Consider the following 16,612-nt stretch of genomic DNA (forward strand, 5'->3'; position numbering starts at 1 on the left):
CGATCAGCTGCACGCCGTCCTACCCGGCCGTTCCCCAGTGGCAGCCCTATCCCTGGGCCGTCACCGCCTGGGCCGGCCAGGCCTATGCCGGCAAGTTCGGCGACACCTTCACCTTCAGCGGCCGCTTCCGGCCCGAGTACCTGGGGGGCATCGGCATGCAGCGCCGCCTCCTCCAGGCCGGCCCCCTGTCGCTGGAGTTCGATGCCAACCTGCTGGGGCACCAGGCCAGTGCCCAGCCGGGGGGCGGCTTCAACCAGGCGATCCCCTTCTCCGACACCCCGGGCCAGAGCTTCGGGGAGCTCACCGGCGGCATCGGCCTGCGTCTGTGGCTGCGCCCCTGGCTCAACCTCTTCTTCGTGGAAGGTCTGAGCGTCCTCAGCGCCAAAAGCAACTACGAGGCCACGTTCCGGGAGAACTCCGCCCGCCTGCTCAACTACCTGGCCTTCGAGGTGGAGGCCCTGGTCACCCCCCGCTGGTCGGCCGTGGGACGCATCCACCACCGCTCCGGGGCCTTCGGCACCTTCAGCGGCGTCAGTGAGGGCAGCAACGCCTACCTGCTGGGTCTGCGCTACCGCTTCGGCACCGACAGACTCGCCAGCCAGCCGATGCCGGTGCCGCCCGCCCAGGGCTGCCCGGAAGCCCCGCCCCTGGCCAGCGAGCAGCCCGATGGGCTGGCCCAGCAGCTCGAGCAGGTGACCATGGGACCCGGCTGGACCGGCACCAGCGGCCAGCCCGCCCCGCCGCCGGTCCAGGCCGCCCCCCCGGACCGGGGCGGTGTGTGGCGCAACGCCCGGGAGCAGGAACGACGGCGGCGCGAAGCCATCGCCCGGATTCCCCAGCGGGTCGAGACTGTGACCTTCGAGCGCAGCCTCAAGGCCGAGCGCCGCTTCGGGTTTCCGCGGGATTTCACCACGCCGGATGCGGCCAACGATTTCGGCACCGCCCGGCCCGAGCAGCTCAAGGACCAGACCACCGTCAGCAACCAGGAGCTGATCAAGGGCACCGTGAGCCGCTGGCGCATCCAGGCCCGGCGCCTCAAGCTCACCCCCAACACCCTCTCGGGCGACCGGGTGGGCTTCACCAACGACCCGTTCACGCCGGCCCAGTCGTGGATGGATTCGGAGAAGGTGGTCATCACGCTGCTGCCCAACGGCGACACCCTGGTGAAAGCCCGCCGCAACACCTTGCGCCTGGAGGATCGCCTGCCGATCCGGGTCGTGCGCCAGCGCCGCATCCAGAAAGAGGACGAGGTGAGCAACCCCCTGGTGATCGGCAACGACCGGGAGGACCGGGACGGCTTCTTCCTGGGCTACAACATCCCGATCAAGATCGGCGAGAAGGGACTCCTCAACCTGCAGCCGCAGGTGATGATCCAGCGCCTCTCCAACGGCAACACCGACGCCTATCCCTTGCCGGGATCGCCGGCGGGCTCCACAAACATCGTCGAGCAGCCCGCCAAGGGCGGCGACTACTTCGGTCTGGATGCCCGTCTCACCGGGCCCCTGCTGGGTTTCAACGCCGATGCCCGTCTCAGCCTCTCCACCCTCAATCCCGACAACATCGCCAACGGCACCCGCAGCTTCGGCGACCTGGCCCGGGTGGTGAAGCTGCCCGTGCTGGGCATCAGCACCTTCCGCCTCTTCGGTGCTTACCGCTTCCGCACCTGGAACGGCTCCCTGGGCGAGCAGGACGTCTATTCCGCCTACGGCGTCTCGCTTGAGAAGCAGGAAAACCTGCCCAGCTGGGGCAAGTTGAGCCGCAGCTATTACTGGCGCATGGGGGTGGGCAACTTCCAGGCCAACCCGACCACCGGCACCGATCTGCTTGAAGTGTGGCGCGCCAACGCCATCGGCTCCGTCAACTTCTCTTACCCGATCTGGACCGGCAAGCCCACCACCAGCTCGCCGGTGATCTCACTGGCCAATTCACCGGTGCCGATCGTGCCTGGCCTGCGCTTCAACGCCAACCTGCTCGGCGTGGCCGCCTACTTCAGTGACGGCACCAACCAGAACACGATCGGCCTCTCCGGCGGCCCCACCCTCACCCTGGGGCGCTTCGAGAAGCCCTTTCTCGACTACACCGAGCTGACCATCACCGGTGGCATCACCCTGCGCCAGGGCCAGAGCCCGCTCAACTTCGACCGTGCCGTCGACCTGGGCACGCTCGGCATCGGCCTGACCCAGCAACTGGTGGGCCCGCTGGTCTTCAGCGGCGGGATCGGCTTCAACGTGGATCCCAATTCGGGCTTCTATGGGGATGTCACCAACTCGTATCTGGAGCTGCGCTGGCAACGGCGCTCCTACGACATCGGCATCTACTACAGCCCCTACGACGGCCTGGGCGGCATCCGGGTGCGCCTCAACGACTTCAACTTCAAGGGTCCCGGCACCCCCTTCATCCCCTACCACCCCACCCAGGGGGCCCTGCAGCGGCCCTTCTAGGCCGCCGCGAAGCCGCTCAGATAGGGAAGCCGGCGGGCGGTGGCCCGCAGCTCGGCGTCGTGGGCCACCAGTTGGGCGGTGCCGTTCCACTCACCGCTCACCAGCATGCGGCGCGGGCCGGCCGCAAGCTCCAGGGGCCACGCCGAAGACACGCCATCGGCCTCCAGCGTCACCTGGGGCGGATCGAGATCGAGCTGCAACATGGCGCCGGGATGGGCGGCGATGGCAGCCTGCAGGGCCAGCACGGAATCGTGGTCAGCACTGAGGCAGGGGATCCCCAGGGCCAGGCAGTTGCCGAAGAAGATCTCGGCGAAGCTTTCGCCGATCACGGCACGGATACCCCAGCGCATCAACGCCTGGGGGGCGTGTTCGCGGCTGGAGCCGCAACCGAAGTTGCGGTTGACCACGAGGATCGCAGCGCCATGGTTCCCGGCCCGGTCGAAGGGGTGATCGCCGGCCCGCTCGCGGCGGTCATCGGCGAAGACGCCCTCCGCCAGCCCGTCGAAGGTGACGCACTTCAGGTAGCGGGCCGGGATGATCCGGTCGGTGTCGATGTCGTCGCCGGGCACGACCACGGCGCAGCCCTCGCAGCGCTGGATCGGTCCGGCCGGGAAGGGGGTGGCGCTCATGCTCGGGTGCTGGCGGGCTCTGGGGTGATCGGGGCGGTGACCAGGCGGCGCACGTCGGCCACATGGCCGCTGACCGCCGCCGCCGCCACCATGGCGGGGCTCATCAGCAGGGTGCGGCCGGTGGCGGAACCCTGGCGCCCCTTGAAGTTGCGATTGCTGGAACTGGCGCTGATCTGGCGCCCCTCCAGACGGTCGGGGTTCATGGCCAGGCACATCGAGCAGCCCGGTTCGCGCCATTCGAAGCCGGCGGCGCGGAACACCGCATCCAGGCCCTCGGCCTCGGCCTCGGCCGCCACCTGCTCACTGCCGGGCACCACGAAGGCCTTGATGCCGGCCGCCACCTGTCGGCCGCGGGCCACGGCGGCGGCGGCCCGCAGGTCGCTGAGTCGACCGTTGGTGCAGCTGCCGATGAAGCACACATCCACCGGCAACCCCTCGATCGGCGCACCGGGACGCAGGTCCATGTAGCGGTAGGCCTCCTCGGCGATCGGCCGCTCGTCGCTTTCGGTCTGCTCAAGGGTGGGCACGGTTTCGTCGACGCCGATGGCCTGACCCGGCGTGATGCCCCAGGTGATGGTGGGGGCAATCGTGGCGGCATCGAACACCACCTCGTCGTCGAAGCTGGCCTCAGGGCCCGAAGCCAGGGAGCTCCACCAGGCCACGGCCCGCTCCCAGGCCTCGCCGGCGGGGGCATGGGGCCGCCCCTTCAGGTAGGCGAAGGTGATGGCATCGGGGTTGACATAGCCGCAGCGGGCGCCGCCCTCGATGGCCATGTTGCAGAGCGTCATCCGCTCCTCCATCGAGAGGGCCTCGATCGCCGGGCCGGCGAACTCGTAGGCGTAGCCGACGCCGCCCTTCACCCCCAGGGTCCGGATCACATGCAGCACCAGATCCTTGGCGTAGACGCCGCTCTGCAGGGCGCCCTCCACCCGGATCCGCCGCACCTTGAGCTTGCCCATCGCCAGGCTCTGGCTGGCGAGCACGTCCCGCACCTGGCTGGTGCCGATGCCGAAGGCGATGGCGCCGAAGGCGCCGTGGGTGGAGGTGTGGGAATCGCCGCAGGCCACGGTCATGCCGGGCTGGGTGAGCCCCAGCTCCGGGGCGATCACATGCACGATCCCCTGGCGGCCGCTGCCGAGACCGTGCAGGGTGATCCCGTGGCGGGCGCAGTTGCCCTCCAGGGTGGCGAGCATCGCCTCGGCCAGGGGGTCGGCGAAGGGCCGGGCCTGGGAGGTGGTGGGCACGATGTGGTCCACCGTGGCCACCGTGCGCTCGGGGTGGCGCACCGTAAGGCCCAGGTCGTCCAGGGCGGCGAAGGCCTGGGGGCTGGTGACCTCATGGATCAGGTGCAGCCCGATGAACAGCTGGATGGCTCCGCCCGGCAGGTCGGCGACCCGGTGCAGCTCCCAGACCTTGTCGTAGAGGGTGCCGGCGCTCAAGAGGAAGGATCGAGACGGTCAGAAACCACCCTAGAAGGCGTCTGTTCCGCCGGGGCGGGCTCCCTCCGGAACAGGCCGTCGAGGTAGTGGCGGGCCACGGCCCGGTCATGGCTGGCGTGCTGGAACAGGAAACCGGCCAGGGCGGCCTGCATCAGCCGGTACTGGTCCCACTGGGGGTGAACCCGGATGAACTCCCGCATGGCCTCGAAGAGGTCCTCCGGCATCTGGTTCTCGATGCTCACGGTCCTGGGAGCGTGGTCGGGGATCTGGCTCATGCGGCGCTGGTCGTCGGTCCCCCCCATCAGGCCATGGGGCTCCCCCCGGCGTCAAAGCGGACCCCACCGGTCCGGTCCCAAGGGACCGCCGCTGAGAATCAGGCGGGGGGCGGTATCCCGGCCGCCGGTCGGAGGCGGCTGTCGGACCAGCGTGCGGGTCTGCGTCCGGTCAAGGGGGGAAGGCCTTTCCCGCAACAAGAGGTGAGGACCCCTCCGGCAGCTCCCAACAGGCCGCGGCAACCTGTGGAAAAGGCCCGGTCATTCGGGGGAAAAGTGGCAGGAAGGGGGGAAAAGTCCATGCCACAGGATTCGTGATCGTTGGCGGCCGGGTCAGCAGATGTTCCGATGGGGCCCGATCAGCTGGCCGCAGTGTTCAGCCGTAACCGCAGACGGTTCAGACTTTCCCCCACGGTCAGCAGCTGGATCCAGGTGCGCTCCCGGCCGCCGCCGAAGTGCACCGCCTCGCTGCGGCAGCCATCGGGGCCGGCCACGGCGATGTGCACCAGCCCCACGGGCTTCTCGGTGCTGCCCCCCCCGGGGCCGGCGATGCCCGTCACCGCGATGGCCCAGGTCGCCCCCGTCAGGCGCCGCGCCCCTGCCGCCATCGCCTCGGCCACCGGGTCGCTCACCGCCCCATGGGCATCGAGCAGCGCGGCGGGCACCCCCAGCAGGTCTCGCTTCACGGCGTTGGCGTAAGCGATCACCCCACCGAGAAACGCCTCCGACGCCCCCGGCACCGCCACCAGGGCCGCGCCGAGGCCGCCACCGGTGCATGACTCCGCCACCGCCAGGGTCTGGCCGCGGCGACGCAGTTCCGCCAGCACCACCGAGGCCAGGCTGTCGCCATCGGCGCCGAAGCAGCTGGCACCGCCGCGGCGGCGCAGTTCCGCCTCCACCGGGGCCAGCAGGGCGGCGGCGGCGGCCCCATCCGCGGCCCTGGCCGTCACGCGCAGCTTCACCTCCCCCGCACCGGCGTAGGGCGCCACGGTGGGGTTCTCCAACGCCAGCAGGTCCTGCACCCGCTCCGCCAGGTCGGATTCGGCCACGCCCCAGAAGCGCAGCATGCGACTGGCAAACACGCCGCCCGCCAGGCCCGCCTCCTGGAGCCAGGGGGCCGCGGTGGCCGCCCACATCGCCCGCAGCTCGCTGGGGACGCCCGGGAAGGTGAGCACGGTGAACCCGCTCACCGGGGTCCAGATCATCCCGGGCGCGGTGCCGGTGGGGTTGGGCAGCACCGCGGCGCCGCGGGGCAGCAGGGCCTGCTTGCGGTTGGAAGGGGCGACGGTCCGGCCCCGGGCCGTGATCCGGGCCTGGATCGCCGCCCAGATCTCGCCGTGTTCCACCAGCTCGGCGCCGAAGGCGGCCGCGATCGCCTCGGTGGTGAGGTCGTCGGGGGTGGGGCCCAGGCCACCGGTGGTGACCAGCACCCGGCAGCGGCCCGAGGCCTGCCGCACCGCTTCGATCAGCCGCTCCCGGTTGTCGCCCACCACCTGCTGGCGGTGGTGCACCACCCCGAGGGCCGCCAGCTGCTCGGCCAGCCAGCGGGCATTGCCGTTGACGATGTTGCCCAGCAGCAGCTCGGTGCCGATGCACAGCACCTCCACCCCGGCGCCGCCGGGGGAGCCGTTCACTTGGCCTCCTGCTGCATCTGGCGGCGGCAGACCACGAGCACGGCGATCAGCACCGCCGTGGCCAGGGCCAGCCAGAGGAAACGCATCTCGGCATTGGCCAGCACAAGGGCGATAGAGGCCAGCCACTGGGTGAAGGCATAGATGACCACCACGGTGCGGCGGTGGCTGAAGCCGGCCCGCAGCAGGCGGTGGTGCAGGTGACGGCGATCCGGATAGAAGGGGGAGCGGCCGGCCTTGAGGCGGCCCATGATCACCGCCGACATGTCGGCCAGGGGCAGGGACAGGATCAACAGCGGCAGCAACAGGCTGACGCTGGTGAGCCGCTTGGCCGGACCCACGATGCTGATCGCCGCCAGGGCGAAGCCGAGGAAATAGGAGCCGCCATCCCCCATGAAGATGCGGGCCGGGTTGAAGTTATGGCGCAGGAAGCCCAGACAGCTGCCGGCCAGGGCCGCCGCCAGCAGGCCGGCGGCGGGCTGGCTGAGGCTGAAGCTCACCGACAGCAGCCCGACGGCGGCGATGCCGCTCACCCCGGCCGCCAGCCCATCGAGGCCATCCAGCCAGTTGATCGCGTTGGTGATGCCCACCAGCCAGACCACCGTGGCCAGCAGGCTCAGTCCCTCCGGCAGCGGCAGCCCGGCAGCGGTGTTCCCCAGGCCGAACGGCAGGTCGATGCTGCCGATGCGCACGCCCTGGTTCCAGACCGTCGCGGCCACCAGCACCTGGCCGCACAGGCGCGGCAGGGGAGGCAGGGCGAACAGGTCATCGGCCAGGCCGATCACGAAGTAACAGAGAGCCCCCGCCAGGGTGGTCCAGATCAGCTGGTCCTTGTCCGGCGGCAGCTCGGCGAAGCCACCGAAAGACCACGTGCAGAGCAGCGAAAGGCTGAAGCCGGCCACGATGCCCACGCCGCCGAGCCGCACCATCGGCAGTGTGTGCTGTTTGCGTTCATCGGGCGGATCCACCAGCCCCCAGCGCAGGCCGAGCCTTCGGATCAGCGGCACGATCAGCGCCGTGAGCAGGGCCGCCGCAGTGGCCGTGAGCAGGGCCGCCGCGTTGGGGCTGTAGGCGAGGGTCACAACGGCGGGCCGGAAAGCAGCGGACCAGAAGGCGACACGTTACGGGTGAACGGGTCCGTCAGGCGTGCTGGAGCTCACGTTGACGGCCATAAAGGGGATAGCGCCCGCAGAGGGAGGCCACCCGTTCCCGGCAGCGCAGCTCGACGGCGGCATCGTCCTGGAACAGCAGGCGATCGGCGATGACATCGGCCACCTCGCGGAAGGCCTCGGCATCGAAGCCGCGGGTGGTGAGCGCCGCGCTGCCGAGGCGCAGGCCGCTGGTGACGAACGGCGACTCCGGATCGAAGGGAACCGTGTTTTTGTTGGCGGTGATGTTGACGTCGCTCACCAGGCGGTCGGCCAGCTTGCCGGTCAGGCCGATGGAGCGCAGGTCGAGCAGCACCAGGTGGTTGTCGGTGCCGCCGGAGACCACGGCGATGCCCCGCTCCTGGATGCGTTCCGCCAGGGCCTGGGCATTGCGCACCACCTGCTGGCTGTAGCTGCGGAAGCTGGGCTGCAGCGCTTCTCCGAAGGCCACGGCCTTGGCGGCGATCACGTGCTCCAGGGGGCCGCCCTGGGAGCCGGGGAAGACGGCCTTGTCGAACTGGCGGCCGAAGTCGGCGCCGTTGCAGAGGATCAGGCCACCCCGGGGCCCCCGCAGAGTCTTGTGGGTGGTGGTGGTGACCACATGGCAGTGGGGCACAGGGCTGGGGTGCACCCCGGAGGCCACCAGGCCGGCGATGTGGGCCATGTCGGCCAGCAGGTAGGCCCCCACCTCATCGGCGATGGCGCGGAAGGCGGCGAAATCGATCGTGCGGGGGTAGGCGGAGTAGCCGCAGATGATCAGCTTCGGCCGGTGCTCCAGGGCCAGCTGGCGGATGGTGTCGAAGTTGAGCTGGTGGGTTTCCGGGTCGACGCCGTAGTGGACGGCCTTGAACCACTTGCCCGACACGTTCACCGGCGAGCCGTGGGTGAGGTGGCCGCCGTGGGAGAGGTCCATCCCCAGGATCGTGTCGCCGGGCTCCAGCAGGGCCAGGAAGACGGCGAAGTTGGCCTGGGCACCGCTGTGGGGCTGGACGTTGGCCCAGGCGGCACCGAACAGCTGCTTGGCCCGCGCGATGGCCAGCTCCTCGATGATGTCGACGTGCTCGCAACCGCCGTAGTAGCGCTTATGGGGCAGACCTTCGGCGTACTTGTTGGTGAGCACGGAGCCCTGGGCCTCCATCACCGCCCGGGAGGCGAAGTTCTCACTGGCGATCAGCTCCAGGTGACTCTGCTGGCGCCGCAGCTCCTTCTCGATCAGGGCGGCGATGGCCGGATCACCACTGGCCAGGGTGCTATCGATGGCAGCCACGCTGGAGGAGGTGGAAGCAGGGCCGTGATCCATTCGGTCCGCCATGGGGCTACGCAAGATGAATCCGATCGTAGGCAAACGGCGCTGGGCTGGCCGGGCTCCGGGGGCGGAGCCCGGCCGACGGCCAAAAAAAACCGCCCCGGGGGGCGGTGAGAGAGAGAACGCGCCTGGAGAGATTCGAACTCCCGACCCTCTGATCCGTAGTCAGATGCTCTAATCCGCTGAGCTACAAGCGCCTGCCAGGTCATTCTCACCCCACGGGGTGCCGATCCGTCAACAACGCCCCTGCCGCCCCTGCCCCGATAGGGTCCGCATCAGAGCCCAGACCTTCCCCCATGCCGATCCGCTGGTACGGCCCCGCCGATCCCGACGATCCCACCTATCGGCACTTCGCGCGGATCGTGAACCTCACCCTCCATGCCGCCCTGTTCGCCGCCGTGAACAGCGGCCTCTGGTTCGTCCAGGGGATGCGGCACCCCTGGTCCCACCTGAACTGGCTGACCCTCGGCTGGGCCGCTCTGCTGCTGATCCATGGCACCGTGGTGGTGCTGCAACGCCCCCAGCCCCAGCCATGACGCTTGCCGCCGCCGATCTTGAGGAACTGAGCCGCTCGATCGCCGATCGGCTCTACGTGCAGGTGGCCGGCTGGCATCTGTACCTGGGCGATGCGGGCCTGGCCCAGACCCTGGCGATCGAGTGCGCCGCCCGGCTCGACCAGGGCGCCGAGGTCTGTGCCCGCCAGGCCCTGGAGGCGGTGCAGGTGCCGATCGGCGGCGGCGGCACGCGGCTGCCCCTGGCGCGGCTGGTGCCCGCCGGCCAGTTGCGGGATCTCGAAGACGTGCTGCAACCCTTTTGCTGACACCTGCTGCCGGAAGCCCCCTCTACCGATAGGGTGACGCCCCACGCAGGCGGGTCGTGCTGGTCATCGAAGTCACCAATGCCCGCGACGTGGTGCGCCAGCGCATCGGCAGGCTCGGGGGTCGTCTGATCGGCAAGGTGGTCGATGCGGAGGCCCAGGTGGAGAAGGTTCTGATCCAGGAACTCGAGACCGCCTTCCGCGATTTCGGCATCGAAGCCCGGATCTTCTCGATCGACGGCCCCCAGATGATCGGGCGCTCCCACCTGGAGATTCCCGTGCAGGTCCGCGAGGAACGCCAGGTGCGGCTCTCCTAGGCCCGTCGGCGCACCATCTGCAGCAGCTGGCGGGCCTCCGGCACGCCGGCCAGGCTCGTCAGCAGCCCGTAGAGGCCCACGGCCAGGCCGCTGCAGATCACGTTCTGCAGCAACAGACCCCCCAGACCCGGCGGCCAGGCCACGGCCAGCGAGAGCCACCAGCAGGCGGCTCCGCCAACCACGGCCGCCAGCAGCAGCTTGCCGCTGTCGGCGGCCCAGAGGCGCAGGGGCAGGCCCCCCAGCCGGTGGCTCAGGGCCAGCAGCAGGCCGGCGCAGGTGATCAGGTTCACCGCCACGGTGGCCAGCACCAGGCCGGCGGCGCCGGCATTGAGCATCGGCAGCTGGAGACCCCAGCCAGGGGTGGGGCCGCCGGTGAACGCCCAGCAGAAGACGGCGTTGAGCCCGATCCCGGCCAACGACCAGCGGAAGGGGGTGTTGCCGTCGCCGAGGGCATAGAACACCCGTACCAGCACGTCGCGGCCCAGGTAGGCCGGCATGCCGATCCCGTAGGCCATCAGCAGCTGGCCCACCAGGTCGGCGGCGCTGCGGTCGAAGGCGCCGCGCTGGTAGATCAGGGCCACGATCGGGACGGCCAGGGCCACCATCAGCGCCCCCAGGGGCAGCATCGTGGCGTTGGAGAGCATCAGGCCCTGGCGGATGCGGCCGATCAGCTCGGGCCGGTCTTCCGGTGCCGTGAGCCGGGCGTACACGGGCAGCAGCGGCACCAGCAGCACATTGGAAAGCAGGCCCAGGGGTGTCTGCACCAGCAGGTTGGCGTAGCCCAGACCCGCCGCCGCCGCGGGCATGCCCGAAGCGAAGAACAGCGACACGAAGACGTTGATCTGCAGCATCCCCGAGGAGAGGGTGGCCGGAGCCATCACCTGCAGCACTTCCCGCACGCCGGGATCCCGCCAGTCCCACACCAGCTGCAGCCTGTTGAGGCCCTCCTTGGCCAGGGCCGGCAGCTGGATCAGCCACTGCAGGATCGCCCCCAGCGTGGTGCTGGCGGCCAGCACCACGCCGCCGATCACCGCTGTGGCGGGCAGGGTGATGCTGCTGCCCAGCTGCCACCAGAGCAGGCCGATGCCGCCGATGACGGCGACGCTGGAGAGCAGCGGGCTCACCGAGGGCAGCCAGAACACGTCGGCGGCGTTGAGGGCGCCGAAACCGAGGCCGATGAGACCGGCGAACAGGGCCATCGGTGCCATCCAGCGCAGCTGGAGCACGGCCAGGGCATGGCGCTCCGGATCCAGGCCGGGACCCACCAGATCGATGAGCGGATCGGCGGCCAGCAGCAGCAGCACCGTGACGACGATCAGCCCTGCCCCCACCAGGGTGTTGATGCTGGCCAGCACGTGGGCGCCCTCATGGCGCGGCCGCCGGGCCAGCACGCTCACCATGGCGCTGTGGAAGGGCCCGTTGATGCCGCCGAGCAGGATCAGCAGGAACCCCGGCAGCACGTAGGCGTAGTTGTAGGCGTCGTAGGCCGCACCCACGCCGAAGGCGGCGGCGATCACCTGCTGGCGCAGCAGGCCGGCCACCTTGCTGAGGGCCGTGGCCGCCCCCACGATCAGGGCAATCCGGCGCAGGGATCGGGCCATGGCGGCGGGGCACTGCCCATCGGAACGCACGGCAGTATGGCCCTCCCCCCTCGGGCACCCGACCCCATGGCCCCAGCCACCACCGCCGTGCCCGTGCTGCCGACCGGTCCGCTGGTGGAAGGGGTGCTGCTGAAGCGCTACAAGCGCTTCCTGGCCGACGTGGGCCTGGACGATGGCCAGACGGTGACGGCCCACTGCCCCAACACGGGCCCGATGACCGGGGTGCTGCGGCCGGGCGGGCGGGTGCGCCTGCGCCACGACCCCTCACCCAGCCGCAAGCTGGCCTGGACCTGGGAACAGGCCCAGGTGGAAGCCCATGGCGGCGGCCTGGTGTGGGTGGGCGTCAACACGGCGCGGCCCAACCGGCTGGTGCGGGCCACGATCGAGGCGGGTTGCCTGGAGGCCTGGCTGGGGCCGATCGGCAGCATCCGGGCCGAGGTGCCCTACGGCGAGGGGCGCCGCAGCCGGATCGACCTGCTGCTGACGCCCGCGGCTGGGGCCGCCGATCCCCGGCCGATCTACGTGGAGGTGAAGAACACCACCTGGAGCGACGGCGATCTGGCCCTGTTCCCCGACACGGTCACCGAACGGGGCCAGAAGCACCTGGTGGAGCTCACCGCCCTGGTGCCCGGGGCCCGGGCCGTTCTGGTGCCCTGCCTGAGCCGCGGCGACGTGGGGCGCTTCGCGCCGGGGGACAGCGCCGATCCCCGCTACGGGGGACTGTTCCGCACGGCCGTGGCGGCCGGGGTGGAGGTGCTTCCCTGCCGCTACAGCTTCACGGACGCCGCCGTGGCCTACCTCGGACTGGCCACTCAGGCGTGGTGAGGGTGGTAGTGGCTGCCGCGGTAGATGAGGTCGAGCCCCTCATCGGTGAGGGACGGCTGGTGCAGCAGCGGCGAGGCGTAGTGGTGACCGCGGTAGACGTGCTCGATCGGGGCCGCTGAGGGGCTCGCGTCGTGGGAGTGGTCGTAGGGGAGGCCGCGGTAGCAGAGGGCGGAATGGGCCATGGGGACAGGGGCGGAGACGGAAGGGCCGGAGCGGTGCCCCGCGCAGAACGGGGGCATGGGCCTGCCTGATGCATTTCTAGCGCCTTTGCACTGTTCAGATTGAACATTTATGCAAACTCTTTGCATCCTTTAAGAAAGGACCCCAGGGGCGGCCAGCCGGCGCGGTGCTTTCGGCTTCGTTCTGTATCGGATCAGACATTAGAAAGGGTCCCCCTCATGGATAGTCGGACCTTGTTGATGCCTACTTCGGCGTCAGAAGTCGAACGTTCTCTTCACCACGTTCCCATGATCCATTCAAGTCAACAGCACAAGGTTCGACCGCCGAGAAGGCTCAGCGAGGCCAGCCTGCTTGAGGCCCCGGCTCTATTAATGCGCAAGGTTCGTGGTCTTTCCTCCCAGGAGGGGCTCACCTGGCTCGCCTGCGTGCCTCTGGCTCTGTTCGGGCTGGGCGTGTTCAACCTCTCGGCCCACGCCGCCGAACTGCCGGAGCTCACCCCCGCGTTCCTGATCAACAACCTCTGGCTGGCCATCGCGGCCTTCCTGGTGATCTTCATGAACGCCGGCTTCGCCATGGTGGAGGCCGGCCTCTGCCGCCAGAAGAACGCCGTCAACATCCTGGCCAAGAACCTGATCGTCTTCGCCCTGGCGGTGACGGCCTACTGGGTCATCGGCTATTCCCTGATGTACGGCGATTCGATCGCCGGTGGCTGGCTGCACTTCAAGGGTCTGTTCTTCGATCCCACCGTCACCGCTGAAATGGTGACGGAAGGCAAGCTCACCCCGAGCGTCGACTTCCTCTTCCAGGCCGCCTTCGCCGGCACCGCCGCCACGATCGTCTCCGGCCTCGTGGCCGAGCGCATCAAGTTCAAGGAGTTCGTGATCTTCTCCCTGATCCTGGTGGGCATCATCTACCCGATTGCCGGCAGCTGGAAGTGGAACGCCAACGGCTGGCTCAACCAGCTCGGCTTCATCGACTTCGCAGGATCCACCCTGGTCCACTCCGTCGGTGCCTGGGCGGGCGTGGTCGGCGCCATGATCCTCGGCCCCCGCATCGGCAAGTACGTCGACTCCAAGCCCCAGGCCATCCCCGGCCACAGCCTCGCCCTGGCCACCCTGGGGGCCCTGATCCTCTGGCTCGGCTGGTACGGCTTCAACCCGGGTTCCGTCCTGGCGATGAACGAAACCGTTCCTTACATCGCTGTCACCACCACCCTCGGTGCCGCCGGCGGCGGCATCGCCGGCACCCTGATCTCCCAGTTCCACTCCGGCAAGCCCGACCTGACGATGACCATCAACGGCATCCTGGCCGGCCTGGTGGGCGTGACGGCCGGCTGCGACGGCTTCCCGATGTGGGCCGCCTGGGTGGTGGGCTTCATCGGAGGATCCATCGTCGTCTACGCCGTCAGCTTCGTCGACTCCATCGGCATCGATGATCCGGTCGGCGCCTTCTCCGTTCACGGTGTGGGCGGTGTCTGGGGCACGCTGGCGGTCGGTCTGTTCAACAAGGACGCCGGCCTGCTGCTCGGCAAGGGCTTCAACCAGCTGGGCCTCCAGTTCCTGGGCGTCTTCGCCTACGCAGTGTTCACGATCGTCACGGCCTGGCTTCTCTGGAGCATCCTGGGAGCCCTCTCAGGGGGCATCCGGGTCCATGAGAAAGAGGAGCAAGTGGGTCTCGACATCAGCGAGCACGGCATGGAGGCCTACCCCGACTTCGTCTCGTCCTCCAACTGACCCCCTTGGGGTTCCGTCCGTTCACCGACCGCGGCTCGCGCCGCGGTTTTTTTCGCCCGACCCTCCACTGCCCCCCATAGAGTCGGCACAACTGGACATGGCCTGTGGACACCCGTGCCTTCAAGCGCTCTCTCCACCATTCGGATCGCTACAACCGTCGCGGGTTCGGGCTGGGTGAGGAGGTCGCGGGCAGCCTTGAGCAGGCCTACCAGAGCAATCTGATCGCCAGCCTCAGGGAGAACGGCCACGTGCTCCAGCGCGGTCGCCTCAGGATCCGCCTGGCCGAGGCCTTCGGCTTCTGCTGGGGCGTGGAGCGGGCCGTGGCGATGGCCTACGAAACCCGCCGCCACTACCCCAGCGAACGGATCTGGATCACCAACGAGATCATCCACAACCCTTCGGTCAACGACCATCTGCGCGAGATGGACGTCCGCTTCATCCCGGTCGACGACGACGTCAAGGACTTCTCGGAAGTGGGCACCGGTGACGTGGTGATCCTGCCCGCCTTCGGCGCCACCGTGCAGGAGATGCAGCTGCTCAACGAGCGCGGCTGCCACATCGTCGACACCACCTGCCCCTGGGTGTCCAAGGTGTGGAACACCGTGGAGAAGCACAAGAAGCACGCCTTCACCTCGATCATCCACGGCAAGGTGAAGCACGAGGAAACGCTCGCCACCAGCTCCTTCGCCGGCACCTACCTGGTGGTGCTCGATCTGGCTGAGGCCCGCATGGTCAGCGATTTCATCCTCGAGCGGGGCCAGGGGGCCATCGATCGGCAGGCCTTCATGAGCCATTTCGCCAATGCCTGTTCCCCCGGCTTCGACCCGGACCGGGACCTGGTGCGGGTGGGCGTCGCCAACCAGACCACCATGCTCAAAAGCGAAACCGAGGAGATCGGCCGCCTGTTCGAGCGCACCATGCTGCAGCGCTTCGGCCCCGCCGAACTCGACGAGCACTTCCTGGCCTTCAACACCATCTGTGATGCCACCCAGGAGCGCCAGGACGCCATGTTCGCCCTGGTGGACGAACCCCTCGACCTCATGGTGGTCATCGGCGGCTACAACTCCTCCAACACCACCCACCTGCAGGAGATCGCCGTCAGCCGCGGCATCCTTTCCTTTCACATCGACACCCCCGAGCGCATCGGCCCGGGCAACCGCATCGAGCACAAGCCCCTGGGGGGTGCCCTGGAGACCCTGGAGCCCTTCCTGCCGGCAGGCCCGGTCCGGGTGGGCATCACCTCCGGCGCCTCCACCCCCGACCGGGTGGTGGAGGATGTGATCGAGCGGCTGGTGGGCCTCAGCGAAGAGTGAGCCACCAGCCGCGATGACCCCGCCCAGAGCCGGGGCTCACCGGGTGGCTTTACATTCGTGAAAGGTTTTTCTCCCCCCCTACGGCCGCCGGGGGGAGCACAACCCCGGTCCTTTCCAGCAGCTCCCTTCTGACCCACCGCACGCCCCAGATCACGATGGCGGCAGGTTCCTCCCTGCACCAGGCTCCCGACGATCCAGGGGCCCCCAACAGCGAACCCCTGCGGGAGCGGTCCGACCCCTCCGTGCGTCGCTACGCCAGCGCCTTCGCCGATCTGATGGAGATGCGTGCTCCTGCTGCGGTGGTGGGCGCCTACCTCGACCGCCACGAAGGCTGGTTCCGCCGCTGCGCCGCCCCCATGACCGTCGACCCGATCGGCAGCCAGGGTTACGTGCTCACCCTTGGCCGGTTCGGCAACTTCGGCTTTGAGGTCGAACCGACGATCGGCCTCGAACTGCTCCCCCAGGCCGCGGGGGTCTACCGCATCGTCACCGTGCCCCTGCCCGAGGTGGATGAAGCCCTGCGCGGGCTCTATGACGTCGAATTCGCCGCCTCCCTGCGCCTCGATGAGGCCGGGGGTGCCGAGGTGTCCACCGAAGAGGTGGATGGCGTCATGCTGCACACCCTGGTGCGCTGGCAGCTGGATCTGGCCGTCTGGCTGCGCCTGCCAGGCATGCTCTCCATCCTCCCTGACCACCTGGTGCAGAGCAGTGGTGACCACCTGCTGCGCCAGATCGTGCGGCAGATCTCCCGGCGGCTCACCTGGAAGGTGCAGGAGGATTTCCATGCCAGCCATGGCATCCCCTGCCCGCCGCGGCGCCGGGCCCAGTTCTGAGCTCCCTCAGGCGGCCGGGGCGGTGAGGATCTTGTTGACGATCTGCATGCCGGTGACGGCCTGCCAGAGGAACAGGGTCATCACGGTCATGTTGAGACCCACGTGCACCTTGCGGGCGATCAGGTTC

17 protein-coding genes and 1 tRNA gene are annotated in these 16,612 nt (G+C 69.2%); 8 read left to right on the forward strand and 10 right to left on the reverse strand.

The features are described 5' to 3' along the window. The coding region (locus tag KBZ04_RS05355) for a DUF3769 domain-containing protein (RefSeq protein ID WP_254990893.1) at positions 1–2,441 on the forward strand (2,441 nt) is incomplete at its 5' end. On the opposite strand, the gene KBZ04_RS05360 is transcribed toward KBZ04_RS05355, so the two are convergent. From KBZ04_RS05360 to KBZ04_RS05390, 7 genes are all read right to left on the reverse strand, one after another. Beyond that, complete coding sequence (locus KBZ04_RS05360; protein WP_254990894.1) at positions 2,438–3,070, reverse strand: 3-isopropylmalate dehydratase small subunit; 633 nt, start codon at positions 3,068–3,070, stop codon at positions 2,438–2,440. The genes KBZ04_RS05355 and KBZ04_RS05360 overlap by 4 nt on opposite strands. Next, complete coding sequence (leuC, locus tag KBZ04_RS05365) at positions 3,067–4,509, reverse strand: 3-isopropylmalate dehydratase large subunit (protein ID WP_254990896.1); 1,443 nt, start codon at positions 4,507–4,509, stop codon at positions 3,067–3,069. The genes KBZ04_RS05360 and leuC overlap by 4 nt, the downstream gene beginning before the upstream one ends. Then, complete coding sequence (locus KBZ04_RS05370) at positions 4,506–4,811, reverse strand: DUF2811 domain-containing protein (RefSeq protein ID WP_399231483.1); 306 nt, start codon at positions 4,809–4,811, stop codon at positions 4,506–4,508. The genes leuC and KBZ04_RS05370 overlap by 4 nt, the downstream gene beginning before the upstream one ends. A 329-nt stretch (positions 4,812–5,140) precedes the next feature. Continuing rightward, positions 5,141–6,415: a competence/damage-inducible protein A gene (locus tag KBZ04_RS05375; RefSeq protein ID WP_254990898.1), complete on the reverse strand. Its 1,275-nt coding sequence runs from the start codon at positions 6,413–6,415 to the stop codon at positions 5,141–5,143. Continuing rightward, the gene (locus KBZ04_RS05380) at positions 6,412–7,494 is read right to left on the reverse strand and encodes an MraY family glycosyltransferase (RefSeq protein WP_254990900.1); all 1,083 of its coding nucleotides are present in this window, start codon (positions 7,492–7,494) and stop codon (positions 6,412–6,414) included. The genes KBZ04_RS05375 and KBZ04_RS05380 overlap by 4 nt, the downstream gene beginning before the upstream one ends. 58 nt (positions 7,495–7,552) lie before the next feature. Beyond that, positions 7,553–8,860: a serine hydroxymethyltransferase gene (gene glyA, locus KBZ04_RS05385; protein ID WP_409995934.1), complete on the reverse strand. Its 1,308-nt coding sequence runs from the start codon at positions 8,858–8,860 to the stop codon at positions 7,553–7,555. A 129-nt stretch (positions 8,861–8,989) separates the two neighbouring features. Continuing rightward, positions 8,990–9,063: transfer RNA gene (locus tag KBZ04_RS05390), tRNA-Arg, on the reverse strand. A gap of 99 nt (positions 9,064–9,162) precedes the next feature. Between KBZ04_RS05390 and KBZ04_RS05395 the strand changes: the two genes are divergently transcribed. From KBZ04_RS05395 to KBZ04_RS05405, 3 genes are read left to right on the forward strand one after another with little or no spacing between them, the layout of a single operon-like run. Then, positions 9,163–9,402, forward strand: a complete 240-nt coding sequence (locus KBZ04_RS05395) for a 2TM domain-containing protein (RefSeq protein WP_254990902.1) — start codon at positions 9,163–9,165, stop codon at positions 9,400–9,402. Continuing rightward, positions 9,399–9,686 carry a DUF3181 family protein gene (locus tag KBZ04_RS05400; RefSeq protein WP_254956701.1) on the forward strand — a complete coding sequence of 96 codons (288 nt, stop codon included), beginning with the start codon at positions 9,399–9,401 and terminating at the stop codon, positions 9,684–9,686. The genes KBZ04_RS05395 and KBZ04_RS05400 overlap by 4 nt, the downstream gene beginning before the upstream one ends. A gap of 56 nt (positions 9,687–9,742) precedes the next feature. Further along, positions 9,743–10,000 (forward strand): cytochrome-c oxidase, encoded by a 258-nt coding sequence (locus KBZ04_RS05405; RefSeq protein WP_254990904.1) that lies wholly within the window; start codon positions 9,743–9,745, stop codon positions 9,998–10,000. Here the strand turns inward: KBZ04_RS05405 and murJ are convergent. After that, complete coding sequence (gene murJ / locus KBZ04_RS05410; RefSeq protein ID WP_254990906.1) at positions 9,997–11,601, reverse strand: murein biosynthesis integral membrane protein MurJ; 1,605 nt, start codon at positions 11,599–11,601, stop codon at positions 9,997–9,999. The two genes, KBZ04_RS05405 and murJ, sit on opposite strands and share 4 nt — an antisense overlap. Before the next feature lie 66 nt (positions 11,602–11,667). Between murJ and sfsA the strand changes: the two genes are divergently transcribed. Continuing rightward, positions 11,668–12,426: a DNA/RNA nuclease SfsA gene (gene sfsA, locus KBZ04_RS05415; protein WP_254990907.1), complete on the forward strand. Its 759-nt coding sequence runs from the start codon at positions 11,668–11,670 to the stop codon at positions 12,424–12,426. Here the strand turns inward: sfsA and KBZ04_RS05420 are convergent. Continuing rightward, positions 12,414–12,608, reverse strand: coding sequence for a DUF4278 domain-containing protein (locus KBZ04_RS05420; RefSeq protein WP_254990909.1), 195 nt, complete (start codon positions 12,606–12,608; stop codon positions 12,414–12,416). The two genes, sfsA and KBZ04_RS05420, sit on opposite strands and share 13 nt — an antisense overlap. A 285-nt stretch (positions 12,609–12,893) precedes the next feature. Between KBZ04_RS05420 and KBZ04_RS05425 the strand changes: the two genes are divergently transcribed. The 3 genes from KBZ04_RS05425 to KBZ04_RS05435 all read left to right on the forward strand — a co-directional run bounded on the left by KBZ04_RS05425 (position 12,894) and on the right by KBZ04_RS05435 (position 16,485). Continuing rightward, positions 12,894–14,339 (forward strand): ammonium transporter, encoded by a 1,446-nt coding sequence (locus tag KBZ04_RS05425; protein ID WP_254990910.1) that lies wholly within the window; start codon positions 12,894–12,896, stop codon positions 14,337–14,339. Positions 14,340–14,443: 104 nt separating this feature from the next. Continuing rightward, positions 14,444–15,652, forward strand: coding sequence for a 4-hydroxy-3-methylbut-2-enyl diphosphate reductase (locus KBZ04_RS05430; protein WP_254990911.1), 1,209 nt, complete (start codon positions 14,444–14,446; stop codon positions 15,650–15,652). 155 nt (positions 15,653–15,807) lie between these two features. Then, on the forward strand, positions 15,808–16,485 hold the full coding sequence (locus KBZ04_RS05435) for a DUF1997 domain-containing protein (protein ID WP_254990912.1): 678 nt from the start codon (positions 15,808–15,810) through the stop codon (positions 16,483–16,485). Positions 16,486–16,491: 6 nt separating this feature from the next. Here KBZ04_RS05435 and KBZ04_RS05440 read toward each other — a convergent pair. Next, on the reverse strand, positions 16,492–16,612 hold a 121-nt coding region (locus KBZ04_RS05440; protein ID WP_254990915.1), incomplete at its 5' end, for a DUF4079 family protein.

Source organism: Cyanobium sp. N5-Cardenillas (assembly GCF_024345515.1).
GTDB lineage: Bacteria > Cyanobacteriota > Cyanobacteriia > PCC-6307 > Cyanobiaceae > Cyanobium.